This window comes from Coprococcus sp. RTP21428st1_C9_RTP21428_210409 (genome assembly GCF_040227395.1).
In the GTDB taxonomy this organism is placed as follows: Bacteria; Bacillota; Clostridia; order Lachnospirales; family Lachnospiraceae; genus Coprococcus; species Coprococcus aceti.
This window is the reverse complement of sequence record NZ_JBEHVV010000007.1, coordinates 1-26,525: the sequence shown is the minus strand read 5'-3', so window position 1 is coordinate 26,525 and position 26,525 is coordinate 1. Positions and strand designations below refer to the sequence as shown.

Genomic DNA, 26,525 nt, shown 5'->3' with positions numbered 1-26,525 from the left:
CTATCACAGAGATTGGAAATGGTCTTACACGTCCTATGATCGGTATGCATTTCTTCAATCCAGCTGACAGAATGAAGCTTATCGAGGTTATCGCAGGTGTTAATACACCAGCTGAGATTGTAGAGAAGATCGTTAAGATCTCAGAGGAGATCGGTAAGACTCCAGTACAGGTTAACGAGGCTGCTGGATTCGTAGTAAACAGAATCCTCATCCCAATGATCAACGAAGCTGCATTCATCAAGATGGAAGGTGTATCAGACATAGCTGGTATTGACGCTGCTATGAAGCTTGGTGCTAACCATCCAATGGGACCACTTGAGTTAGGTGATTTCGTAGGCCTTGATATCTGTCTTGCAATCATGGACGTTCTGTACAATGAGACAGGTGACAGCAAGTATCGTGCATGTCCATTACTTCGTAAGATGGTACGTGGCGGCAACCTTGGTGTTAAGAGCGGCAGAGGATTCTATGTATACAATGCTGATCGTACAAAGACACCAGTTGATGCTCAGTAATAGTGCTAAGTAATATAATATATTCATGGAGGAATAATTAGAATGGATTTCGCTTTAGACAAGAAGTATGAAATGGCGCAGAATTTATTCAGAGAGTTCGCGCAGAATGAAGTAAAGCCTCTTGCTCAGGAAATTGACGAACAGCACAGATTTCCTAGAGAGACTGTAGAGAAGATGGCAAAGTATGGTTTCTTAGGAATCCCTGTTTCTAAGGAGTTAGGCGGACAGGGCTGTGATATTCTCACATATGCTATGTGCGTTGAGGAACTTTCAAAGGTTTGTGGTACTACAGGTGTTATCGTATCAGCACACACATCACTCTGTGTTGATCCTATCGTAACATTTGGTACACCAGCTCAGAAGGAGAAGTATGTTCCTGATCTTGCTTCAGGCAGAAAGCTTGGTGCTTTCGGTCTTACTGAGCCAGGTGCTGGTACAGATGCTCAGGGACAGCAGACAAAGGCTGTACTTGACGGAGACGAGTGGGTACTTAACGGATCAAAGTGCTTCATCACAAACGGTAAAGAGGCTGACGTATATATCGTTATCGCAGTTACTGGTATCGTTGAGAAGCGTGGCAGAAAGATGAAGGAGATCTCAGCATTCATCGTAGAGAAGGGTACACCTGGATTTACATTCGGTACAAAGGAGAACAAGATGGGTATCTGTGGTTCTTCAACATACGAGCTTATCTTCACAGACTGCCGTATTCCAAAGGACGCTCTTCTTGGACAGAAGGGTAAGGGATTCAATATCGCTATGCACACACTTGACGGTGGACGTATCGGTATCGCTGCTCAGGCTCTTGGTATTGCAGAGGGCGCTCTCGAGACAACAGTAAACTATGTTAAAGAGAGAAAGCAGTTCGGCAGATCAATCGCTCAGTTCCAGAATACACAGTTTGTTCTTGCAGACCTTGCAACAAAGATCGAGGCAGCTAAGCTTCTCGTATACAAGGCAGCAAGAAAGAAGGATGAGTACCAGAGCGGTGCTAAGGTTTCTTACTCAGTAGAGGCAGCTATGGCTAAGCTTTACGCAGCCGAGGTTGCTATGGAAGTTACTACAAAGTGTGTTCAGTTACACGGTGGTTACGGTTACATCAAGGAGTACGATGTTGAGCGTATGATGCGTGATGCTAAGATTACAGAGATCTACGAGGGAACTTCAGAGGTTCAGCGTATGGTTATTTCTGCAAACTTATTAAAGTAATATAGGAGGTACTTAACGTGAAGGTTATAGTTTGTATAAAGCAGGTACCTGATACAAAGGGTGGAGTACAGTTCAACCCAGACGGTACATTAAACAGAGCAGCAATGCTTACAATCATGAACCCTGATGATAAGGCAGGACTTGAGGCTGCGCTTAGATTAAAGGATCAGTATGGTGCAGAGGTAACAGTTCTTACAATGGGTCTTCCAAAGGCTGCTGACGTTCTTCAGGAAGCAATCGCTATGGGAGCTGACAAGGGTGTTCTTGTAACAGACCGTGTTCTTGGTGGAGCTGATACATGGGCTACATCAACAACAATCGCTGGAGCTCTCAGAAAGCTTGATTATGATCTGATCATAACAGGTCGTCAGGCTATCGATGGAGATACAGCTCAGGTTGGACCACAGATCGCTGAGCATCTTGGAATTCCTGTAATTTCATATGCACAGGAGATCAAGGTTGACGGAGACGCAGTTATCGTTAAGCGTCAGTATGATGACGGATATCATATGTTAAAGGCTAAGATGCCTTGCCTTGTAACAGCACTTTCTGAGTTAAATGAGCCAAGATACATGACTCCAGGTGGAATCTTCGATGCAGTTAATGCAGAGATCACAACACTTGGCAGAGCAGACCTCGTTGATGTTGATGATTCTAACATCGGTCTTAAGGGCTCACCTACAAAGATCGCTAAGGCTTCAGATAAGGTAAGAAAGGGTGCAGGCGAGAAGGTTGTTCCTGATTCTCCAGATGAGGCAGTTAGCTATATTGTTGGCAAGTTAAAGGATAAGCATGTAATCTAATATAGTAAAGGAAAAGTGGTGAATAAAATGGGCGCAATGAACGCAGAAGAAATGAAGAACTACAAAGGCGTATTTGTCTTTGCACAGCAGGTAGATAATAAGTTAAGTGGTATTTCTTTCGAGCTTATCGGCGAAGGAAAGAGACTGGCAGAGAAGCTTGATGAGCAGGTAACTGCAGTCCTTATCGGTTCAGACGTTAAGGGTCTTGTAGATGAGCTTGCAGAGTACGGCGCAGATAGAGTTATCGTTGTTGACGATCCAGAGCTCAAGGAGTACAGAACTGAGCCATATGCACACGCACTTGCATCAGTTATCAATGAGTACAAGCCAGAGATCGTTTTAGTTGGTGCTACAGCAATCGGTAGAGATCTTGGTCCAACAGTTTCAGCAAGAGTTGCTACAGGTCTTACAGCAGACTGTACATTACTTGAGATCGGTGATTTCCCTCTTGTTGCACTTCCAAATCAGGAGCAGAAGCACAATCAGCTTCTTATGACACGTCCTGCATTCGGTGGTAACACAATCGCTACAATCGCATGTCCTGACAACCGTCCACAGATGGCTACAGTTCGTCCAGGTGTTATGCAGAAGCTTGACAAGGTAGCTGGTAAGAAGGCAGAGGTTATCGAGTACAATCCAGGATTCGTACCTAACAACAAGTATGTTGAGATTCTTGAGATCTCAAAGGCTATCTCAGATATCAAGGATATCATGGATGCTAAAATCCTTGTTTCAGGTGGTCGTGGAGTTGGTTCAGCAGAGAACTTCAAGCTCCTTGATGATCTTGCAGAGGTACTTGGTGGACAGGTATCATGCTCACGTGCAGTTGTAGATTCAGGCTGGAAGCCAAAGGAGCTTCAGGTTGGTCAGACTGGTAAGACAGTTCGTCCACAGGTATACTTCGCAATCGGTATTTCAGGTGCTATCCAGCACGTAGCTGGTATGGAAGAGTCAGACATCATCGTTGCTATCAACAAGGATGAGGATGCTCCTATCTTTGATGTAGCTGACTATGGTGTAGTTGGAGATCTCAACAAGATCGTTCCAGCTCTTACAGAGGCTATCAAAGCAGAGCTTGCTAATAAGTAATTAACAGCTTGTTTGTCATATAGATAATTTTAGATTATCAATTATAAGTTCCCCTCTTGGATTTGATATTCAAGAGGGGGATTTTTTGAGCTGTATGGTGGTCTGAATTGTAGAATCGTTTGAATTGCATAGGGCTGTTGCAGGATGAATTCAGGTACGGAATGATTTGTGTGCGGCTACGTGAGGGTTGTGTTGAGGATATACTTGCGAAAAATTATGTGCTGTTTTTTATTGAGTGTCCGTTTTCATTACTAGGGATACTCTGCTCGATGATGAGTGAATAGCATTATTAGTGAGCTATAAATGAATTGATGATTGTAAATGTGAATATATGGGTCCAATATACGAGTCGGTGAATTGAGTCGATGAGAAATCGATAAATCGAAAATTAGAAATCAGAAAATAGAGATCGAAAATCAAAATACAAGTGTATTGTAAATAATACAAAAATAATGTAATATTAATTAGTTTGAGTATAGTAGATAAAGAGAGTATGCATGTGAGGATAAGTGCAAGTGAAGATAAGTGTGTGTGAGGATAAGCACAAATGGCAGGTATAGTACATTATGCACAGCAGGAGCATGCAGAGGAGAGGTACATATGAAAGAGAAAGACAGCGTCGAAAATAATGAAAAATCACCTGATAACAGAAAAAAATCTGGTGAGAAAATAATATCTGATAATAAAACAATATCTGCTAATGGAAAGGCGTTCGCAGGTGAGAGCAGAGAAAATAAGATGGGTGTGATGTCTGAGGGAAAGCTTCTGATGTCAATGTCACTTCCTATGATAATTTCCATGCTGTTCCAGGCTATGTACAATGTTGTGGACAGTGTGTTTGTGTCAAGATTCAGCATGGACGGACTTACGGCTGTGTCCACGGCATTTCCGATACAGAATCTGATGATAGGAGTTTTCTCGGGACTGGGAGTTGGCTTTAATGCGTTTATATCCAAGGCACTTGGAGAGAAGAAATTTGACAGGGCAAATGAAGTTGCCAGACAGGGAATATTCCTTGAGGCGATAGGATATGTGATATTCCTGATAATAGGTTTATTCTTTGCAAGGACATTCATGGAAAGTCAGACGGGGGATGCACGGGTAATCCAATATGGAACAGAGTATCTCAAGGTGTGCTGCTGTTGTGCTTTCGGTATAGCTTTCCAGATGACATTTGAGAGATTGCTGCAGTCCACGGGACGTACAATGTACAGTATGATAACCCAGATACTCGGTGCTGTCATCAATCTTATACTTGATCCTATAATGATATTTGGTCTTCTCGGATGTCCACAAATGGGAGTAAAGGGTGCTGCCATTGCAACTGTATGTGGACAGTGTATAGCCGGAACTCTTGCTATGATATTTAATATCAAGAAGAATCCGGATCTCCATATAACACTCAGAAGATTCAGGCCACATGGCGAGATAATTGGTAAGATTCTCAGCGTAGGTGTGCCGTCGGTTATCATGGTTGCAATAGGTTCTGTGATGAATTATTTCCTGAATCTGATACTGTACTCATTCTCGAAATTGGCCGTTGCAGTGTTCGGAGCGTATTTCAAGGTGCAGAGTATGGCATTTATGCCTGTATTCGGATTGAACAACGGAATGATACCGATAATTTCATACAACTACGGAGCGCAGAAACCTGACAGAATGAAACGCACCATGAAGCTTGGTGTGATGGTCGGTTGTTCCATTATGGTATTCTGTCTTGCTATCATGCAGGTATTTCCGGGACAGATACTTAAAATATTTGATGCCACAGATGAGATGCTGTTGATGGGTATACCAGCGGTCAGGATCATGAGTACAGCGTTTATATTTGCGGGATTTTCTGTCACATGTTCGGGAATGTTTCAGGCTGTAGGAAAGGGCGTGTACAGTATGATAGTGTCTATGGCGAGACAGCTTTTTGTCATACTTCCTGTGGCATATTTCCTGTCGAAAGCAATGAACAGTGTGAATGGTGTGTGGGCAGCGTTCCCTATCGCAGAGGTTTTCAGTGTGATCATATCGACGATCTTTCTTCTCAGGGTCTATAAGAAAATAGTAAAGCCTATGGAAAGCGTCCAAAGAGATTAAGAGACGAAGATAATGAGATATGATGAGAGCATAATAATATATACATAGCACGTGGCATTTGTATAGTGGTAGAATACTATATAGTAATATAGTTTCGTGTGATGAATGCAGTGTTGCATTTGTCATTGACAAGTGACAGAAAAGGTAATGGAAAGAGAGCGAAAATGGGAAAGTTAATATATATGGATCATGCAGCGACGACGGCGGTGAGACCTGAAGTGCTCGACGCCATGTTGCCTTATTTTACAGAAAAGTTTGGAAACCCTTCAGGCGTATATACATTTGCATCGAGAAATAAGGATGTGATAAATGTGGCGAGGGATATAATTGCTGATTCGCTTGGCGCAAAGCCTGAGGAGATCTATTTCACGGGCGGTGGTTCGGAATCGGATAACTGGGCTTTAAAGGCTGTAGCGGAAGCCTTTCAGGATAAGGGAAAACATATAATTACGACCAGGATAGAGCACCATGCCATTCTTCACACATGTCAGTATCTGGAGAAGAGGGGCTTTGACGTGACATATCTGGATGTGGATGAGAAGGGGATGGTTGATCCTGATAGGCTGGAGTCGGCGATAAGACCGGATACGATCCTCATCTCGGTTATGGCTGCAAACAATGAGATAGGAACCATAGAGCCGATAAGCAGGATAGGAGCTATTGCGCATGAACATGGCATTCTATTCCACACGGATGCGGTTCAGGCGTATGGACAGATACCACTGGATGTAAATGCCATGAACATAGATATGCTCAGCAGCAGCGGACATAAGCTTAATGGCCCGAAGGGAATCGGGTTTCTGTATATACGGAGCGGAATAAAGCTTGGAAGCTTTATCCACGGAGGCCAGCAGGAGAGAGGAAGACGTGCCGGAACAGAGAATGTACCGGGGATTGTAGGAATGGGCAAAGCTGCGGAGCTTGCGATGCTCTCAATGGAAGATCGGATGAAGCAGGAGACAGATATCAGAGATCATATAATACACAGAATTTTATCGGAGATTCCTTATTCCAGACTGAACGGACATGACAAAGACAGACTTCCGAACAATGTAAATGTCAGCTTCCAGTTCGTTGAGGGCGAGACGATCCTCATCATGCTTGATATGGCGGGCATATGTGCTTCTGCCGGTTCCGCATGTACATCGGGTTCTGTTGATCCCTCCCATGTGCTGACAGCTATAGGGCTTCCGAAGGAGATATCCCATGGTGCGGTCAGACTGACTCTGGGATATGAGAACACCATGGATGAGGCGGATGCGGTGGTAGATAATCTCAAGAGAATCGTGGAAAATCTCAGAAAAATGTCACCTGCGTATCAGGATTTTGCCAGGAGAAACATGTAAATTACACAAGATATAACTATGTATAAAGAGGGAAAAAATTTGGTCGATACAGATAAGAAGACAGTGTGTGTTGGTATGTCAGGCGGAGTCGACTCGTCGGTTGCCGCACTTTTGCTCAAGGAGCAGGGCTACAATGTAATAGGAGTTACCATGCAGATATGGCAGGATGAGGACAGGGACGTGGTGAGTGCCCATGCCGGATGCTGCGGACTTTCTGCTGTGGATGATGCCAGGCGTGTGGCATCGCAGCTCGATATTCCGTATTACGTTATGAATTTCAAGGAAGAATTCAAGAAGTACGTAATAGACTATTTTGTGGACGAATACAAATGCGGAAGAACTCCGAATCCATGTATTGCATGCAACAGATATGTAAAATGGGAGTCTCTGCTTACGAGATGCATGGCCATCGGGGGCGATTATATTGCTACGGGACACTATGCAAGGATCATACAGCTTCCAAATGGCAGATATACTCTCCAGGAGGCCAGGGGAATAGAGAAGGATCAGACATATGCTCTCTACAATCTCACCCAGGAGCAGCTCGCCAGGACACTCATGCCGGTTGGAGAGTACAGCAAGCCTGAGATCAGAAAAATTGCAGAGGACCACAGACTTATGGTGGCTCACAAGCCGGATAGCCAGGATATATGCTTTGTGCCAGATGGAGATTACGCCGGTTATCTTGAGAATGAAGCAGGACTTAAGGCGGTTCCGGGAGATTTTGTAGACATACATGGCAATGCGATCGGAAGACATAAGGGAATCATACACTACACCATAGGACAGAGAAAAGGACTGGGACTTGCGATGGGGCATCCGGTATTTGTGGTGGACATCATACCTGAGACAAATCAGGTTGTTATAGGAGAGAACGGAGATGTATTTTCAGAAAGGCTGATATGCAACAGACTGAACTTTATGTCCATAGAGGATCTCACGGAGCCAATGCATGTCAAGGCGAAGATCAGATACAATCATAAGGGAAGTATGTGTACCATCAGAAAGATAGATGAAGATCTGGTAGAAGCAGTATTTGACGAGCCGGTAAGAGCTGTGACAAAGGGACAGGCTGTAGTGTTCTATGAAGATGATCATGTGCTTGGCGGAGGAAGCATCTGTTGACAGGGTTTTACAAAGGGTGATGGTCTGACATAAGGAGATTTCGTATGGGTGATACAGGCAGAGAAGTTTTGCGCAAAGACGTCAAAGTGCGTGGATGAATATTGTTTGGTATCTTTTCAGTGATTTTTGTTTTTATGATAATCACTATATGCTCCATGATACATAATGGAGAGTTTGAATTGAATAGTTTCACAGGACCATTGATTTTTCTGACTGTAATTTCGGTTATATGCATATGGGATGGCATTAGGATTATACGGACTCCGGAGAAGTTGCTCAACCGAGAGAATAAAAATCATGGTGGCAGTGTGTTTGAAATGGCAGACAAATTGTATGGTGATATTATCTATGAGAATAAATACATTATGGCTTCACATGAGGTTATCGCATCAAAGACAATGAGATACAACCTTGCGTACAGATGGGATGTGTATCTTATAACATATGTATATACGAGTATGCGAAGAGGCAAATTGGAATATTACTGTATGTATACTGGAAATCATGAAAATAATGTATATATTAATTTAAGAGGACTTGTGACCGGAAAGAGAAAAAAGAAAGTCCTTGACATGCTCCTCAGTTATTGCCCAAATGCGATATATGGTGATCTGGATGGCGCCGGAGGCGATTATCTTGAAAAAATGAGAAAAACAGACATTCATGATATACCACATAGTCCGTACTATACAGGAAACAATACATAATGAGATATGAAACAAATAGAGCAGTCAGGTGACTGCCGGAATTGAATTTACGGTATAAAAAAGATGGAACATATAAGCCATTGAACTGGCGTATGTGTTCCATCTTTTTATATTTATAAGTATATAAATAAATTGATATTTTGCAATTTTTTTTTACAGCGGATTGAATTCTGGCTTTCTGTTCTTGAATGTACAGTAGTATCTGTAGCCGAGTGATGTGAGGGCATCCCTTGCATATGTCTCAAAATCATAGCACAGATATTCGGGCTTGTGTGCATCAGATCCCACTGTGATGATCTCGCCACCCATATCCTTGTAGAGTTTCAGGATATCCATGTGAGGATGTGCGTAACTCATATTCTTGTACAGGCTTCCGGTATTGATCTCTATACCTTTTCCCTTTGGGATGATTATTTTGAAAATCTGTTCAAGCACATCATTATAATCTGCCATCCTAAAGATCTTCTCGCCTGATGGGCAGTATCTTACTACGTAGTCAAGATGACCATATACGTCAAAGTCATCTATCAGAGTCACATTCTCAAGAATGGACTCAAAGTAATCACGTATACCTTCTATCTCTGTACGTCCCTCATAGTAAGCTGGATAGTATGGGTCGAGGCCCCTGACAAGGTGTGATGATCCTATGATAAAGTCCAGTTCATTTTTGTATTTATCAGCAATGTCCCTTGCCTTGCCGGCAACCGTATTCATGAGACCGAGTTCCACGCCGCTTCTCACGTCAATCCGATCTCCGTATCTGTGTCGTATTTCGTCTATCGCAGCAAAGTACGAATCGAAATCAAGTTGGAAGTCAAAACCGTCCTCCGGATTGATAGGAAAGTCTATATCGTGGTGATCTGTCAGACAGATCTTTGGAATTCCAAGTTGTATTGCCTTCTGGATTATACTGTCCAGTGGGGCGGAAGAGTCGCTTGAGAACTCCGAATGTATATGCGAATCACAGATGATCATTTTCTGTATACCTCCGTTTATAATCATTGCGTTTCATATTATAACATAAAACACTGAAAAAAATATATAAAGTAAAGCTGTTGAGTAATCTTATTATTATCAAATTGTAGTAGAAACATTTTTTCTATAGCCTCAGCCCATTAGTATAATTTGTTAAAACAAATTTGTCTATTTTGGATAGATGATAACTAAAAAAATGAGATTAAGGCTTGAAATTTATACCTAAAGAATGTATGATTAGCTTGTGTATTTAACACGATTTATTTGCTACGTTCCCGCGTAGCAGATTGATAAATACTTTTATTATATTTCAAAAACCTAGGAGGAATAAAAAATGGCAGTAAAAGTAGCAATTAACGGTTTTGGACGTATTGGTCGTCTTGCATTCAGACAGATGTTCGGTGCAGAGGGTTATGAAGTTGTTGCAATCAACGATTTAACAAAGCCTTCAATGCTTGCAGATCTTCTCAAGTACGATACAGCACAGGGTGGATACTGTGGCAAGATCGGTGAGAACCTTCACACAGTTTCAGCTGATGATGAGGCTAACACAATCACAGTTGATGGTAAGACTCTTACAATCTACAAGGAGGCAGATGCAAACAACCTTCCTTGGGGTAAGATCGGTGTTGATGTAGTTCTTGAGTGTACTGGTTTCTACTGCTCAAAGGAGAAGTCAATGGCTCATATCAACGCAGGTGCTAAGAAGGTTGTTATCTCAGCTCCAGCTGGTAATGATCTTAAGACTATCGTATTCTCAGTTAACCAGGATACATTAACAGCTGATGATCAGATCATCTCAGCAGCTTCATGTACAACTAACTGTCTTGCACCAATGGCTAAGGCTCTTAATGACTATGCTCCAATCCAGTCTGGTATCATGTCAACAATCCACGCTTACACAGGTGATCAGATGATACTTGACGGACCACACAGAAAGGGCGATTTAAGAAGAGCTAGAGCAGGTGCTGCTAATATCGTTCCTAACTCAACAGGTGCTGCTAAGGCTATCGGTCTTGTTATCCCAGAGTTAAATGGCAAGCTTATCGGATCAGCTCAGAGAGTTCCAGTTCCAACAGGTTCAACAACAATCCTTACAGCAGTTGTTAAGGGTGCTGATGTAACAGTTGATGGAATCAACGCTGCAATGAAGGCTGCTGCTTCAGAGTCATTCGGTTACAACACAGATCCAATCGTTTCATCAGATGTTATCGGTATGAGATATGGTTCATTATTTGATTCAACTCAGACAATGGTATCAAAGATCGCTGATGATTTATATGAGGTTCAGGTTGTTTCATGGTATGACAATGAGAACTCATACACAAGCCAGATGGTTAGAACAATCAAGTACTTCGCAGAGTTAGCATAAGTTATTTCAAGCTATAATTAGCTTTTATAATGTAAGCTCATTTAAAAGTATTTATTAGACCTAATAGAGGGTCCGGTCTCCAAGGACCGGGCCCTTTTTTCTTCGTAGGAAGCAATTATGCGTTTCTATGTTCCCGCATAAGAGCGGGTAGGTAGCTGGGCAGAGGACAACTTATAGTTTTCTGTTCTATAACATTATTTAGGAGGAATTAGAAATGTCATTAAACAAGAAATCAGTAGATGATATCAATGTTAAGGGCAAGCGCGTGCTTTGCAGATGCGACTTCAATGTACCATTAAAGAACGGAGAGATTACAGACGAGAACAGACTTGTTGCAGCTCTTCCAACAATCAAGAAGCTTATTGCTGATGGTGGAAAGGTTATTCTTTGCTCACACCTTGGAAAGGTTAAGACTGAGGAAGACAAGCAGACTAAGACCCTTGCACCAGTTGCTAAGAGACTTACAGAGCTCCTTGGACAGGAGGTTAAGTTCGTACCAAGCCTTGAGGTTGTTGACGACACAGTTAAGGCTGCAGTTGACGCTATGAAGGACGGAGATGTAATCCTTCTTGAGAATACACGTTTCAGAGCTGAAGAGACAAAGAACGGAGAGGCTTTCTCTAAGGATCTTGCAAGCATCTGTGATGTATTTGTAAATGATGCATTCGGAACAGCTCACAGAGCTCACTGCTCAAACGTTGGTGTTGCTGGACTTGTTGACACAGCAGTAGTTGGTTACTTAATGCAGAAGGAGATCGACTTCCTTGGCAATGCAGTAGAGAACCCAGTTAGACCATTTGTAGCTATCCTCGGTGGTGCTAAGGTTGCTGACAAGCTGAACGTTATTTCAAACCTTCTTGAGAAGTGCGATACACTTATCATCGGTGGTGGTATGGCTTACACATTCCTTAAGGCTAAGGGATATGAGATCGGTAAGTCACTTGTAGACGATTCTAAGATCGATTACTGCAAGGAGATGATGGCAAAGGCAGAGAGCCTTGGCAAGAAGCTTCTTCTTCCAGTTGATACAGTTATGATCGAGGATTTCCCTAACCCTATCGACGATCCAAGCATCAAGACAGAGGTATTTGACGCTGACAAGATGCCTGCAGACAAGGAAGGCTGCGATATCGGACCTAAGACTATCGAGCTTTACTCAGACGCAGTTAAGACAGCTAAGACAGTTGTTTGGAATGGACCTATGGGTGTATTCGAGAACCCTGTACTTGCAGCCGGTACAAAGGCAGTTGCAGCAGCACTTGCTGATACAGATGCTACAACAATCATCGGTGGTGGAGATTCAGCAGCAGCAGTTAACCAGCTTGGTTACGGTTCAAAGATGAGCCACATCTCAACAGGTGGTGGAGCTTCACTTGAGTTCCTTGAGGGTAAGGAGCTTCCGGGCGTAGCAGCAGCTAACGACAAGTAATTTGTATATCGCTGAGATATAAAGATTATACTGGTGGGTGCCGGTTCAGGCCGGTACTCATCAAAAAATACAAATATAAGAGGTAGATTACAATGGCAAGAAAGAAGATTATTGCAGGTAACTGGAAGATGAACAAGACTCCTAGCGAGGCTGTTGAGCTTGTTAACCTGTTAAAGGACTTAGTAAAGAATGATGACGTAGATGTAGTATACTGTGTACCAGCTATCGATATCGTACCAGTTGTTGAGGCAACAAAGGGAACAAACGTAGCTGTAGGTGCAGAGAACATGTACTTCGAGGAGAGCGGAGCTTACACAGGCGAGATCTCAGCAGCAATGCTTGTTGATGCTGGTGTTAAGTACGTTATCATCGGACATTCAGAGCGTCGTGATTACTTTAAGGAGGATGATGTTCTTCTCAACAAGAAGGTTAAGAAGGCATTTGAGGCTGGTATCACACCTATTCTTTGCTGTGGTGAGTCACTTGAGCAGAGAGAGCTCGGTGTTACTATGGACTGGATCCGTCTTCAGATCAAGTCAGATCTCGCTGGCGTAACAGCAGATCAGGTTAAGTCAATGGTTATCGCTTACGAGCCAATCTGGGCTATCGGAACAGGTAAGACAGCTACATCAGATCAGGCACAGGAAGTATGTAAGGGAATCCGTGATCTCATCGCTGAGATCTACGATACAGATACAGCTGAGGCGGTAAGAATTCAGTACGGCGGTTCTATGAACGCTGGCAACGCTGCTGAGCTCCTTGCAAAGCCAGACATCGACGGTGGTCTTATCGGCGGTGCTTCACTCAAGGCTGATTTCGGTCAGGTTGTAAATGCCGGAAAGTAATTTTAAACAGGCCAAAATATATTAGTTTTAGATTAAATCTGATATAGAATATTGAAAGGGATTATCAAGTGCTTTATCACAAGGTAATCCCTTTTGTTTACGCTTAGAAAAACAAGGAGGTATATTTCAGGAACTAAGTATTGTTTTTATGAAATGGGGTTTGCCTTAAATTTATATTTCTATAGTTCGCAGGTGTTAGACCAGTATGTAATCTGAACTGTTCGGTAAAATAACTCTGACTTGGAAATGCGAGAGTCTGTGCTATCTGGGCAGGGCTATAATCAGAGTATATGAGCATGTTCCTTGCAGTATCAAGTTTTAGCATTTTTATATAATGTCCGATATTATCTCCGGTCTCTTTTTTGAACAGCCTTGACAGGTATGACGGGGTGAGATTGACACGTTTTGCCAGAAGTTCAACAGTGATCCTAGTATGCAGATGATCGTATATGTAGTCTATGCACTCTGCGACCGGTTTGGAGCATATGGAATTTTTCTTAAGGTTTCGCATTTTTTTTGCATAGTCGATGCACATGAACGCATGTAATTCAGATATATCCTCCACAGACTTCATTGTATCTGACTTTTTTATATAAAAATCACTGAGATTGTAAGCAGTTGCCACATCGAGACCACCTTCAATACAGTATCTTGCAACAAGGGCTGTTGTTATGACAAAATGATATCTTATGTTGTTGACCGGCTTTTCAGATAGTAAGCCGAGTCCTTTTTTATCCTTAAGTGGTGAGGCTTTACACAATTCTTTAACCTGTTCTATATCTCCATTTTGTATTATTGAGTAAAATTCAAGTTCAGGGTTATAGGGCGCTCTATTGGTTGAATCTTCGCGTCTTATAAATTCCTGGTAGAATATTTCCTTTGAGTATTTCATATGTGTATAAATCCTTTCCAGTAAATTGTGTCAGGGTAAAAATTTATATGTTATCAAAAGTTTATAAAAGTCTTACTTTACAACTCCTCTATAATATATCATGTAAACTATATAAAAAGCAATAAAACGATATATGGCAAATGTATAAGATGTTATTATCAAAATACTTTATAAAGATGCGACGTCGTAAATATTATTATTTTATTTTTGGAGAGGAGTATTTTATGAGAAGGTTAAAACAGCTTGTGGCTATGATACTTGTAGTTTGTATGTTGATCACTCTGTGTCCATCAGACGTTAGCGCTAGAACATCAAAAGCTGCGGTAAAGTCTGTAACTGTGACAAATCTTGTCACAAATAAACTTGTACTAAAAAAGGGTACAAAGTTTCGGGTGAAACCTAGAGTTGTAGTTACAGGTAAGATCAGCAAAAAAGTAACATATGTATCATCAAATAAGAAGATAGTTACAGTAGATAACAAGGGTGTTGTCAAAGCGGTAAAATCAGGAAAAGCGGTTGTAGCAGTGAAGAGTGCTGCAAACCCAAAGGTAATGTATAGGTTTAATGTTTATGTTGGGGTTCCTACGAAGACTGTTAAATTGTCTGCAAAGGCTGTGAACATGTTTAAAGGAACCAGCAGGACGTTAAAAGCTTCAATTGCTCCAAAGAATGCCACATATAAGAGAATTCAGTGGTCATCATCAGATAAAAGAATAGCAACAGTTTCCTCGAAAGGTGTTGTAAAAGCAGTTAAGGTTGGAAGAGTATATATAACTGCGAAGGCTATGGATGGAAGTGGCAAATATGCAAGATGTAAGATTACAGTAAAACAGCCAGTTACTTCTATCAAGCTTTCAGCGGCAACACTCACTATCACAGAGGGAAGCAGTAAAACTCTTACAGCTACTGTCGCTCCTGCATCGGCAACCAACAAGACGTTAAGTTGGACATCGAGCAATAAAAAGATTGCAACGGTTTCTGCAAAAGGCGTTGTGAAGGCTATAGCACCAGGTACAGCTACAATCACAGCAAAAGCTGCTGACGGTTCAGGAAAGAAAGCAACATGTAAAGTGACTGTAAATAAGAAGGTGACTGTAGAAAATAAATACGAGTCGCAGGGGTATAAACTTTTATGGCATGATGAATTTGACGGAACAGAGCTCAACCGTGATATTTGGAATGTTGAACTCCATGAGCCTGGCTGGGTCAATAATGAGCTTCAGTCATATGTTGATTCTGAAGATAATATAAAAGTCAAGAATGGCACACTTATTATAAGCTCAAAGAAAAAAGTGAATGAGGATGGTTCTATATCATATACATCGGGAAGAGTAAACACACAGAATAAGCAGGATTTCAAGTATGGCAGAGTACAGTTCAGAGCAAAGGTACCTACAGGTAAGGGCTATCTTCCTGCAGCATGGATGATGCCTACAAATGAGAGTCTGTATGGACAGTGGCCTAGATGTGGTGAGATAGATGTGATGGAGGTTCTTGGAGACAATACATATACAACCTATGGAACGATTCACTATGGCAATCCGCATTCAGAGTCACAGGGAAAATATACACTTTCAAATGGAAAGTCATTTGCGGACAGCTATCATGTATTTACATGTGACTGGGAGCCTGGAAAAATTACGTGGTATGTAGATGGAGTTAAGATGCATGAGGAAAATGACTGGTATTCTACAACTGCCGGAAAAGGTACAGTTACTTATCCGGCACCGTTTGATCAGCCATTCTATGTAATACTCAACCTTGCAGTTGGCGGCAATTGGCCAGGAAATCCGGATGCAGATGCAGATTATATTAACAGTGAGAGCTTATATGTTGATTATGTGAGAGTATACCAGAAGGAGTCTTATGACGAAAATGTGACAAAGCCAGAGCGTGAAGTTATAATTCGTGATCCGGATGAAAATGGCAATTATGTAATAAATGGTGATTTTAGTGAGACCGAGGATCTGGGAGATGCAGAAAACTGGATTTTTATGGCGCAGAACGGCGGCGAAGGAACAGCGGTCATCGAGAACAATACAATCAACATAAATACAATTGATGCAGGAACGGTTGATTACAGCATACAGTTGGTACAGCCTGATATTCCTGTAGAAAAAGGTGCCACATACAAGCTTTCATTTGATGCGTGGGCGGATGAGGCGAGAACAGGCATAATTGATGTCTCAGCGCCAACCAGATCATGGGGAAGATATCTTAAGGATACAAAATTTGATATGACAACAGAGAAACAGACATTTGAGTATGAGTATACGATGACTGATTCATCTGATGACAAGGGAAGAATAGAATTCAACTTCGGCAATCAGGGAAGCGTGGCTGGTGTACATATTGCAAATGTAAAGCTGGTAAAGACAAATCAGACTGAGATAGTTGACAAGAAGACGATTCTCGCTGATGGAAACCTAGTTTACAATGGAGAATTTCAGGAAGGAACAGGAAGGCTTGGATATTGGACAGTCAGCAACAATTGCGGTGCTGAGTATAAGGTGACAGGTCTGTCTGACGGAAGAAGATTTTCATACAAGTCATTGGATGAGAGTATAGATGGCAACTTCGTATTATCACAGGATGAGCTTGCGTATGCCCCAAATACAAAGTATGTACTTAAATTCGATGCTGAGACTGCAACTGAGGGAAAGAATATAATTATCACTACAGGAGATTCAAAGTTTGCTGTAACTCTGGATAAAGGAATTAAGAATTATGTTTACAAGTTTGAGACCGGAGAAGAAGTGACTGACAGTTCAATCAGCATTGATTTTGGTAACAGCGGAGAAGTTCTGTTAGACAATGTGAAGATAATGCAGGATTCACTTCTTCTCAATGGGAACTTTTCAGCAGATTTTGCTGGATATGATGTGTATATAGACAGCAGTGCGGATGCAGAGTCTGTTGTGGACAGCCAGAAGGAGGACAATGCTGCTGACTTCACAATAAAGAATTCAGGTGACCAAAACTGGAAGATACAGCTCAAGCAGAATAATATCAAGCTTGAGAAAGGTCAGTGGTACAAGCTTTCATTTGATATAAAGAGTTCTGTGTCGAGAACTGTTCAGTACGCGATACAGAGAGATGGAAGCACGCATAAGGATAGTACAGGTGCAGAGGACTGGACACCATATGTTCAGGAAACAGTAAAGCTTGATGCATACGATCAGGCTGATCAGAAATATATGACTGTTTCAAACACATTCCAGATGGCCTGTGACACAGACGAAGAGAGTATTTTCAATATTGCACTTGGCGCAGGCGGAGAAAATGGTTCGGCAATTACTGATCAGCATAGAATCTGTATTGACAATATTGTCCTTGAAAAGACTTCAGCTCCAGAGATAGATGTGCCTGTAGGCAAGAATCTTATCACAAATTCAGAATTTGAGATGAGTGAGGATGGTAGCCTTGCTGGTTGGGAAAATGCAGTAACTGCTCCTGGAGATGCCACATTTGAGGCTGGAGATGGAAAGATCACATACAGTGTTGAAAACGTGGGTGAGGCAGACTGGAACATCCAGCTTAAGCAGATGGGATTATCTCTTGAGCAGGGCGAGTCATATACTCTTAAATGTACATTGGTTTCTGATGTTGATAGAGTTGTGAAGGTTGCTGTTATGACTCCTTCAGCCGGATATGCATGGCATGGCGGTGAAGATGTAGTTCTTACAGCTGGTGAGGCTAAGGATGTAACACTCACAATTACACCTAAGGAAGAAGTTTTCACAGATGGTATCACTGTTGATACAGGTGCCGGATTATTCTTCTCAATGGGATATGTTGAAGGATACACACTTGGAGCACATACAGTTTCTATATCAAATGTATCATTTGTAAAAAATTAAATTTGACCCCTAAAAATAATATATACCCTTAGGCAGCGGCGGATCGTCGCTGCCTTTTTCATTGTGGCCATAGCAGGATTTTGGTGAATTTTTAAATGATTTGACAGTCAGAATGGGTGTTTGTATGATATAATGAGCATTGCGACGGATGCGCTTGCGCAAGCCGTCATAATGCGAATGCCTGCATGGAGCCGGTAGGCGACATGTTAAAATAAAACATGATTTTCCCCAAATAATAATGAAAGGATAAAATGGTATATAAATTTATGAAAAAACTTATCTCATGGAACGTAAATGGAATAAGGGCATGCGCCGGTAAAGGCTTCATGGACTTTTTTAACAGCATAGATGCAGACATATTCTGTATACAGGAGTCCAAGATGCAGGAGGGACAGCTCACACTTGATATGCCAGGATATTATCAGTATTGGAACTATGCGGATAAGAAGGGATATTCAGGTACGGCTATTTTCACAAAAGAGAAACCTTTGAGTGAAACAAAAGGTATAGGCATAGATGAACACGACCATGAGGGTCGTGTCATAACACTTGAATATGAGAACTTCTACATGGTGACTGTATATACACCAAATTCACAGAACGAGCTTGCAAGGCTTGATTACCGGATGAAATGGGAGGATGATTTTAGAGCATATCTGAAAAAGCTTGAGGAGAATAAGCCTGTTATAGTGTGCGGCGATATGAACGTGGCTCACAATGAGATAGATCTGAAAAATCCAAAGACAAACAGGAAGAATGCGGGATTTACTGATGAGGAAAGAGAGAAGATGACGGTGCTTCTAGATGATGGCTTCATCGACACATTCAGATATTTCTATCCGGATCAGGAAAATATATATTCATGGTGGTCGTACAGATTTAAGGCAAGGGAGAAGAATGCAGGTTGGCGTATCGACTATTTTCTCACATCTGAGAGTTTGAAGGACAAGCTTGTCGATGCTAAGATACACACTGATATCATGGGATCTGATCACTGCCCGGTTGAACTGGATATTGACCTGTGACTTGAGTTGGATTTGAACTTGAAAAATAGGCATTATATAAGTATAATCTCAAATGAGTGAATTATGATTAAGAGGCATTTAGCCGGAATAAATAAAAAGGAGAAAAATTATGAGTAAGAAACCAGTAGTTTTAATGGTCCTCGACGGATATGGTCTCAGTGACAAGACAGAGGGTAATGCAGTAGCACTTGCAAAGACACCTGTTATGGACAAACTTATGGCTACAGCACCATTTGTGCAGGGCGCAGCTTCAGGACTTCCTGTAGGACTTCCAGACGGTCAGATGGGCAATTCAGAGGTAGGTCATATGAATATCGGCGCAGGCCGTATCATATATCAGGAGCTTACAAGAATCACAAAGGCAATCGCTGATGGAGATTTTTTTGAGAACGAGGAGATGCTTGCTGCAATAGAAAACTGCAAGAAGAACAATTCAGATCTTCATCTCTGGGGACTTCTCTCAGATGGTGGTGTTCACAGCCACAATACACACCTTTATGCGATCCTTGAGCTCTGCAAGAAGCAGAACTTTGAGAACGTATACGTTCATCCATTCTTCGATGGAAGAGATACACCGCCTGCATCAGGTAAGGGATACCTTGAGGAGCTTATCGTAAAGATGAAGGAGATTGGTGTAGGTAAGGTTGCATCTATGTCAGGCCGTTACTACGCAATGGACAGAGATAACAGATGGGACAGAGTAGAGCTTGCATACAAGTCACTTGTAACAGGTGAGGGCGTTCAGGCTGAGGACCCGGTTGCAGCTATGCAGGAGTCATATGACAAGGAAGTATATGATGAGTTCGTTCTTCCTACAGTAATCACAGAGAATGGTAAGCCTGTATCACTTGTTAAGCCAAATGATTCAGTTATATTCTTTAACTTCAGACCAGACAGAGCCCGCGAGATCACCAGAGCATTCTGCTGTGATGATTTTGATGGATTTGAGAGAGCAAATGGCCGCATGCCACTCACATATGTATGTTTCAAGGACTACGACGAGTCAATACCTAACAAGCTTGTAGCATTCAAGAAGGAAGAGATTGACAACACATTCGGTGAGTACCTTGCAGCTAAGGGCCTCAAGCAGCTCAGACTTGCTGAGACAGAGAAGTATGCTCATGTAACGTTCTTCTTCAACGGCGGTGTTGAGGAGCCTAACAAGAACGAGGACAGAATCCTTGTAAAGTCACCTGCTGTAGCAACATATGACCTCCAGCCAGAGATGAGCGCTCCAGAGGTAAGCGAGAAGCTCAATGCAGCTATCCTTGGTGGCGAGTATGATGTGATCATCATCAACTTTGCAAACCCTGATATGGTTGGTCATACAGGTATTATCCCAGCAGCTATCCAGGCTGTAGAGACAGTTGACAAGTGCGTTGGCGCTGCTGTAGAGGCAATTGATAAGGTTGATGGTGTTCTCTTTATCTGTGCTGATCATGGTAACGCAGAGCAGATGATCAACTATGAGACCGGTGCTCCACATACAGCTCATACAACTAACCCTGTACCATTTATCCTTTACAACTATGGTGAAGATGTAGAGCTTCGTGAGGGCGGATGTCTTGCAGATATCGCACCTACACTTCTTGAGGTTATGGGACTTCCTCAGCCTAAGGAGATGACAGGCAAGTCACTTATTGTAAGAAAGTAAAAAAAGATGATGTGCGATTAGCAATGACAGCAAATGTAGATATATGTCATATCAATTGCGCGAGAAACAATAAATAAAAGATACGGCACCGAATTATAATATAAGTTTGTTATGATTGGTGCTGTATTCAGTTGGAAGGATACATATGAAGAAGTTTTTGGAAGAGTTTAAGGAGTTTGCCCTTAAGGGAAATGTGATGAGTCTTGCAATCGGTGTTATCATTGGTGGAGCGTTCCAGTCATTGGTTACATCTTTTACAGACTGTTTCATCACACCAATAATCAACAGTATCGGTGGAGCAGAGATTGGTGGACATTTTCAGATATTCCATACAGGACAGTATATCGAGTATGGAGCGTTTATTTCAGCAGTTATCAACTTCATAATCATGGCATTTGTTATATTTGTCATCATGAAGGGGATCAATGCGATCATGGATCTTGGTAAGAAGAAAGAGGAGGCAGCTCCTCTCACAAGAAAGTGCCCATACTGTATGGGTGAGATAGATATCAAAGCAACAAAGTGTATGCATTGTACATCTGATGTACCTCCTGCCCAGGAGTAGATCAGGTCTGACCTGGATCAGCGCCGGCGTAGGGATACATACAGCATAAGAAAAGCGGCTGTGCCTTATGGTATGGCCGCTTTTCGTCAAAAAAGATTAGCAGATAAACAACAGAGTATATATAAAGGAGACAGAAAAACATGATAAAAGAGTGCCTTGAAAATGTGAGAAAGAATGTACCTCTGGTACACAATATAACAAACTATGTAACTGTAAATGATGTGGCAAATGTCATTCTGGCGTGCGGTGGAAGTCCTATCATGTCGGATGATGAGGGTGACGTGGAGGATATCACAAGTATATGTGGTGGTCTGAATATCAACATAGGAACACTTAACAAGAACACTATTCCATCAATGTACCTGGCAGGGAAGAAGGCAAATGAACTTGGACATGTTGTACTTCTCGATCCTGTTGGAGCAGGAGCAAGTAAGCTCAGAACTGATACGGCTGTTGGACTTATGAAGGAGATTAGATTTGATGTTATAAGGGGAAATATCTCTGAGATCAAAACTCTGGCATATGGTTCCGGCAGTACAAAGGGTGTTGATGCCGATGTGGCAGATGCGGTTACGGAGGATACGCTTGATAATGCAGTGGCATTTGTCAAGAAGCTATCTGCTGAAACGGGATCTATCATAGCTGTAACAGGCGCAATAGACCTTGTTGCGGACAGCGAGAAATGTTATGTAATCAGAAACGGCCGTCCTGAGATGGGTAAGATCACTGGAACAGGCTGCCAGCTCTCAGGAATGATGACAGCATATGTTGTGGCAAATCAGGACAACAAGCTTGAGGCTGCTGCAGCGGCTGTCATGGTCATGGGACTTGCTGGGGAGATCGGTTATTCCCATCTGCAGGCATTTGAGGGTAATTCAACATACAGGAACAGGATAATCGACGCCATATACAATATGGACGGGGATACACTTGAACAGGGCGCAAAGTTTGAAATCAGATAATTGACGGAAGTCTAATAATTGCCTGGATCTGCATCAGATCGGGATCGAAACATATAGGAAGGACGGATAGTATGATAAATTGCAGTGAGAAAGAGCTCTTGCTCTACGCAGTAACTGACAGACACTGGCTTGGTGAAGAGACTCTGTATGATCAGGTAAAGAAGGCACTTGACGGCGGTGCAACATTTGTACAGCTCAGGGAGAAGAAGCTCGACAGAGAAGACTTCCTCGCTGAGGCGAAGGAGATACAGAAGCTTTGTAAGGAATATGGAGTTCCATTTGTCATCAATGACGAGGTCAGCATAGCAAAAGATATAGATGCTGACGGTGTACACGTGGGACAGAGTGATATGGAGGCCATGGACGTCAGAAAGATACTCGGCCCTGACAAGATACTTGGAGTGTCTGCACAGACTGTCGAGCAGGCGATTATAGCGGAAAAGCACGGCGCAGATTATCTTGGTGTAGGAGCAGTGTTTACAACAGGTTCAAAGGATGACGCGGACGATGTGAGCCATGAAACTCTCAAGGCCATTTGTGAGGCGGTGTCCATACCGGTCATTGCCATAGGCGGCATAACAAAGGATAATGTGGCCGAGCTTGCGGGCTCCGGAATATGCGGTGTGGCAGTTATAAGTGCCATATTCGGACAGAAGGACATACAGAAGGCCACAGAGGAGCTCAAGTTTTCTGTAGAGAATATGCTTGATGCCTGACTAAATATATGATATAGAGGTGTACATGAAAAAAATAGTTATCAGTGATATAAAAGGTGCGATATTTGATATGGATGGGGTTCTGCTTGACTCTATGCCTATGTGGGATCATGCCGGAGAGATGTATCTGGCGGGGCAGGGGATACAGGCAGAATCTGATCTTGAGAAGGTGCTTTTCACCATGACCATGATGAAGGGCGCAGAATATATGCAGGAACACTATGGACTTGAACTCAGCGCGAAGGAGATTATAGACGGTATCAATGAGACTGTGCGCGATTTCTATGCAAATAAAGTTGAGCCGAAGTCAGGTGTGCCTGAACTGCTGAGGTTCTTAAAGAGATATGATATCCCGGTCACTGTTGCAACATCCACAGACAGATGCCATGTTGAGGCAGCACTTGTGCGGACAGGACTTATGAAGTATGTTGACAGGATATTTACATGTTCTGAGGTGGGCGTGGGCAAGGCAGCCTCACCTAAGATATATGAGATGGCGGCTGAGTTTATGGGAACTCCGGCTTCGGATACATTTGTATTCGAGGACGCATATCATGCGGCGGAGACAGCACAGAACGGAGGATTTGTTGTGGTCGGTCTCTATGACGAATCCAGCAGGGACAGACAGGGAGATCTTATAGCACATTGTGATCATTATTTTAAGAGTATGGATGACATGCTGTGCAGTATAAATTCTGACAGAAGCCGTCTTGTGCCGGTCCTCACCATAGCCGGAAGCGATTCCTCAGGTGGCGCAGGTGTACAGGCGGATCTCAAGACCATGCAGGCAAATGGCGTATTTGGTATGAGTGCGATCACAGCCCTCACGGCTCAGAATACCACAGGAGTGACTGCTATCATGAACGTTATCCCTGATGTACTTGGCGCCCAGATAGATGCGGTGTTTACCGATATACGGCCGAAAGCGGTCAAGATAGGAATGGTATCTGTTCCTGAACTTATTGATGTGATAGCTGACAGACTTGCCAGATACAATGCGGAGAATGTCGTGCTTGACCCTGTGATGGTGGCGACCAGTGGTGCTAAGCTTATAAGCGATGATGCGGTGGAGGTCATGACCGGTAAACTGTTCCCACTTGCAAAGCTCATAACGCCAAACATACCTGAGACTGAGGCGCTCACTGGTATATCGGTGAAGAGCGTAGCTGATATGGAGAATGCCGCCAGATGTATATACGGAAAGTATGGCTGCGCTGTCCTTGTAAAGGGTGGACACAGCATAAATGATGCAAATGATATGCTTTTTGACGGAGAGAATATCACCTGGTTTTCGGGTAAGCGTATTGATAATCCGAATACACATGGCACAGGATGTACGCTTTCAAGTGCGATCGCTTCAAATCTCGCAAAGGAATATGATGTAAGTGATTCAGTTAGAATGGCCAAACAATATATATCCGGTGCCCTGGCGGCCATGCTGGATCTGGGATCGGGCAGTGGACCGCTGAATCATGGTTTCGATATACGAAGTAGGTATATGTTATAAATCAGTATGTAAAAGTTAGAAAATCTTTCATTAAAAAATTTTAATCTATATAGTATTTTCACAGATTGTGTAGTATTATATTAAAACTAAATAATCTGGAGAAGAATACGATGGAGAAAAAACAGAGAAAACAGCTTGTTATTCAGATGCTTACAGCGGGCATTATCACATTCTGCCTGCTGTGGCTTCTGTTTTATATAAAAAAGTATGTGCCGTTCGGAGTACATTCACTCGCATCCAAGGATGCTGATTTTCAGTATCTTGATTTTCTGGCATATCTGAAGGATGTATTTGACGGCAAAAATAATATAGATTATTCTTTCAGCAAATCTATAGGAGGGGCCTGCATAGGAGTATTCAGTTACTATCTTTCCAGCCCGTTCAATTTATTGCTGTTGTTATTCGACAAATCCCAGCTTGTATTGTTCGTACATGTGATCATAACGTTAAAGCTTGCCTGTGCGGCGGCGACATTTGCATTTTATCTCAACAGGAGATTTGAAGAGTGGAATGATGGTTCTGTGAAAAAGCAGGCACTTATCATTTTTCTGGCGGTGAGCTATGCAGTGAGTCAGTATGGAATCGCCCAGGCATGTAATATAATGTGGCTTGACGGCTTCTATATGTTACCGCTCATAATGCTGGGCGTGTACAGAGTGGTTAACGGTGGCAGGCCTGTTATGCTTTCCGTATCAGTTGCATTGGCAGTTCTGTTCAACTGGTATATGGGCGGAATCAACTGTGTATTTGCCTGTTTCTGGTTTTTGTTTGAATTTGCATATTTAAGATTGTACAGTGGGGATACTAAGGCTGAGAAGACTGTCATAAAGGATTTTGCCGGAAAACTTGGACGGTTTATATATTCAATGCTGGCGGGAGTTCTGATCAGCGGGGTGTTGTTCCTTCCGACGATAGGTGCGATGCGTTACAGTGTAAGAGGAAGTCTTGATTTCGGCTCTCTGCTCGACATGTCATTTATCGGTGATGTTTCATCTGTGATAGACGGATATTCGCTTGGCGCACAGAGTCAGAAGGGAAGCGTGTCTCTGTACTGCGGATGTCTGGCGTTGATAGGATTTATTGGAATCTTCATCGGTAAGAAACACAATGTAAAGCAGAAGATATTAGCATTTGTCACGCTTGTGGTAATGCTGCTCATGTTTTACTGGAATCCATTGTGCATGGCATTTTCTCTGTTCAAAGAGGTTGGATCATATTGGTACAGATATTCACATGTTGGAATATTCTGCATATTATTCTTTGCCGCTGAATTTTTCCTCTCGGAGGATCTGAATGCTGTAAAATGGCGGGTTATCATTGCAAGTGCGATATTCAGTGCGGCTATGCTTGGTGTAAACTATCTGCATGGAGTCCAGGATAACAAACTTGTATGGCTGACCGATGCGCTTATTGTAGGGGTAGCCGTTTTGATAGCACTCATAAGCAGGCTTTCGAAAAACGTAGGAGCCGGAAGAGTGTTCGGAATTATATTTACGGTCATTCTGTGTGCAGTGCTGACTGTTGAGACAGGATACAGCGTGATGTTGCAAATGGACAATATCCATATCGACAACGGTGAGAGTTTTGTTGAGTATGAGACGGCTATGGAAGGCCTTATAAATGATCTGAAAGAATATGATTCCGATACATACAGGATCAGCCAGACCAGATCAAGGGCGACAAGATCACTCGAAAAAAAGAAAAACAATAATGGCAAAGATACGGATGATAATTTTAAATATAAGAACAATGTCAGAGCAAATTATGATATGTACCCTCTTTACTGGACAACCAGTAAGGAGGGTATTTTTATGCGTTATAGTTATGAGTTTAAAATGATG

At 42.4% G+C, this 26,525-nt stretch carries 21 protein-coding genes; 19 read left to right on the top strand and 2 right to left on the bottom strand.

The features are described 5' to 3' along the window. From ABUA34_RS02640 to ABUA34_RS02605, 8 genes are all read left to right on the top strand, one after another. On the top strand, window positions 1–515 hold a 515-nt coding region (locus ABUA34_RS02640; RefSeq protein WP_349822803.1), incomplete at its 5' end, for a 3-hydroxyacyl-CoA dehydrogenase family protein. 42 nt (window positions 516–557) lie between these two features. Then, window positions 558–1,724, top strand: a complete 1,167-nt coding sequence (locus ABUA34_RS02635; protein WP_004852934.1) for an acyl-CoA dehydrogenase — start codon at window positions 558–560, stop codon at window positions 1,722–1,724. A 17-nt stretch (window positions 1,725–1,741) separates the two neighbouring features. Continuing rightward, a complete protein-coding gene (locus ABUA34_RS02630) occupies window positions 1,742–2,527 on the top strand; it encodes an electron transfer flavoprotein subunit beta/FixA family protein (protein ID WP_022058361.1) in 786 nt (261 codons plus the stop codon). Window positions 2,528–2,554: 27 nt separating this feature from the next. Next, window positions 2,555–3,616 carry an electron transfer flavoprotein subunit alpha/FixB family protein gene (locus tag ABUA34_RS02625; RefSeq protein ID WP_015535002.1) on the top strand — a complete coding sequence of 354 codons (1,062 nt, stop codon included), beginning with the start codon at window positions 2,555–2,557 and terminating at the stop codon, window positions 3,614–3,616. 600 nt (window positions 3,617–4,216) lie between these two features. Then, entirely contained in the window at window positions 4,217–5,704 is a 1,488-nt protein-coding gene (locus tag ABUA34_RS02620) for an MATE family efflux transporter (RefSeq protein ID WP_055272913.1), read from the top strand. 164 nt (window positions 5,705–5,868) lie between these two features. Continuing rightward, complete coding sequence (gene nifS, locus ABUA34_RS02615) at window positions 5,869–7,050, top strand: cysteine desulfurase NifS (RefSeq protein WP_055272915.1); 1,182 nt, start codon at window positions 5,869–5,871, stop codon at window positions 7,048–7,050. Between the two features lie 75 nt (window positions 7,051–7,125). Continuing rightward, the gene (gene mnmA, locus ABUA34_RS02610) at window positions 7,126–8,175 is read left to right on the top strand and encodes a tRNA 2-thiouridine(34) synthase MnmA (RefSeq protein WP_238050542.1); all 1,050 of its coding nucleotides are present in this window, start codon (window positions 7,126–7,128) and stop codon (window positions 8,173–8,175) included. 317 nt (window positions 8,176–8,492) lie between these two features. Beyond that, complete coding sequence (locus ABUA34_RS02605; protein WP_055272917.1) at window positions 8,493–8,882, top strand: hypothetical protein; 390 nt, start codon at window positions 8,493–8,495, stop codon at window positions 8,880–8,882. A gap of 153 nt (window positions 8,883–9,035) precedes the next feature. Here ABUA34_RS02605 and ABUA34_RS02600 read toward each other — a convergent pair whose 3' ends face one another. Beyond that, window positions 9,036–9,857 carry a histidinol-phosphatase HisJ family protein gene (locus tag ABUA34_RS02600; protein WP_022216403.1) on the bottom strand — a complete coding sequence of 274 codons (822 nt, stop codon included), beginning with the start codon at window positions 9,855–9,857 and terminating at the stop codon, window positions 9,036–9,038. A gap of 334 nt (window positions 9,858–10,191) precedes the next feature. Between ABUA34_RS02600 and gap the strand changes: the two genes are divergently transcribed. The 3 genes from gap (at window position 10,192) to tpiA (ending at window position 13,503) form a co-directional block, all read left to right on the top strand. Beyond that, window positions 10,192–11,229 carry a type I glyceraldehyde-3-phosphate dehydrogenase gene (gene gap, locus ABUA34_RS02595; protein ID WP_004852921.1) on the top strand — a complete coding sequence of 346 codons (1,038 nt, stop codon included), beginning with the start codon at window positions 10,192–10,194 and terminating at the stop codon, window positions 11,227–11,229. Between the two features lie 214 nt (window positions 11,230–11,443). Further along, window positions 11,444–12,658, top strand: a complete 1,215-nt coding sequence (locus tag ABUA34_RS02590; protein ID WP_022216404.1) for a phosphoglycerate kinase — start codon at window positions 11,444–11,446, stop codon at window positions 12,656–12,658. A gap of 92 nt (window positions 12,659–12,750) precedes the next feature. Further along, window positions 12,751–13,503: a triose-phosphate isomerase gene (gene tpiA / locus ABUA34_RS02585; protein WP_004852916.1), complete on the top strand. Its 753-nt coding sequence runs from the start codon at window positions 12,751–12,753 to the stop codon at window positions 13,501–13,503. Between the two features lie 133 nt (window positions 13,504–13,636). Here tpiA and ABUA34_RS02580 read toward each other — a convergent pair whose 3' ends face one another. Beyond that, a complete protein-coding gene (locus ABUA34_RS02580) occupies window positions 13,637–14,395 on the bottom strand; it encodes a helix-turn-helix domain-containing protein (RefSeq protein ID WP_022216405.1) in 759 nt (252 codons plus the stop codon). A gap of 224 nt (window positions 14,396–14,619) precedes the next feature. Here ABUA34_RS02580 and ABUA34_RS02575 point away from each other — a divergent pair, with 224 nt between their 5' ends. The 8 genes from ABUA34_RS02575 to ABUA34_RS02540 all read left to right on the top strand — a co-directional run. After that, window positions 14,620–18,255: a carbohydrate binding domain-containing protein gene (locus ABUA34_RS02575; protein WP_055144352.1), complete on the top strand. Its 3,636-nt coding sequence runs from the start codon at window positions 14,620–14,622 to the stop codon at window positions 18,253–18,255. 266 nt (window positions 18,256–18,521) lie between these two features. Continuing rightward, window positions 18,522–19,280: an exodeoxyribonuclease III gene (locus tag ABUA34_RS02570; RefSeq protein WP_055144946.1), complete on the top strand. Its 759-nt coding sequence runs from the start codon at window positions 18,522–18,524 to the stop codon at window positions 19,278–19,280. A 109-nt stretch (window positions 19,281–19,389) separates the two neighbouring features. Continuing rightward, a complete protein-coding gene (gene gpmI, locus ABUA34_RS02565) occupies window positions 19,390–20,934 on the top strand; it encodes a 2,3-bisphosphoglycerate-independent phosphoglycerate mutase (protein ID WP_349822802.1) in 1,545 nt (514 codons plus the stop codon). Window positions 20,935–21,079: 145 nt separating this feature from the next. Continuing rightward, window positions 21,080–21,499 (top strand): large conductance mechanosensitive channel protein MscL, encoded by a 420-nt coding sequence (gene mscL, locus ABUA34_RS02560; RefSeq protein WP_015534993.1) that lies wholly within the window; start codon window positions 21,080–21,082, stop codon window positions 21,497–21,499. 140 nt (window positions 21,500–21,639) lie between these two features. Then, a complete protein-coding gene (gene thiM / locus ABUA34_RS02555; RefSeq protein ID WP_055272919.1) occupies window positions 21,640–22,461 on the top strand; it encodes a hydroxyethylthiazole kinase in 822 nt (273 codons plus the stop codon). Between the two features lie 71 nt (window positions 22,462–22,532). After that, window positions 22,533–23,177 (top strand): thiamine phosphate synthase, encoded by a 645-nt coding sequence (thiE, locus tag ABUA34_RS02550; protein WP_201858981.1) that lies wholly within the window; start codon window positions 22,533–22,535, stop codon window positions 23,175–23,177. 25 nt (window positions 23,178–23,202) lie between these two features. Continuing rightward, window positions 23,203–24,684, top strand: coding sequence for a bifunctional hydroxymethylpyrimidine kinase/phosphomethylpyrimidine kinase (thiD, locus tag ABUA34_RS02545; RefSeq protein ID WP_082419745.1), 1,482 nt, complete (start codon window positions 23,203–23,205; stop codon window positions 24,682–24,684). 110 nt (window positions 24,685–24,794) lie between these two features. After that, window positions 24,795–26,525 (top strand): YfhO family protein (locus tag ABUA34_RS02540; RefSeq protein ID WP_349822801.1); only part of this gene is annotated, 1,731 nt, incomplete at its 3' end.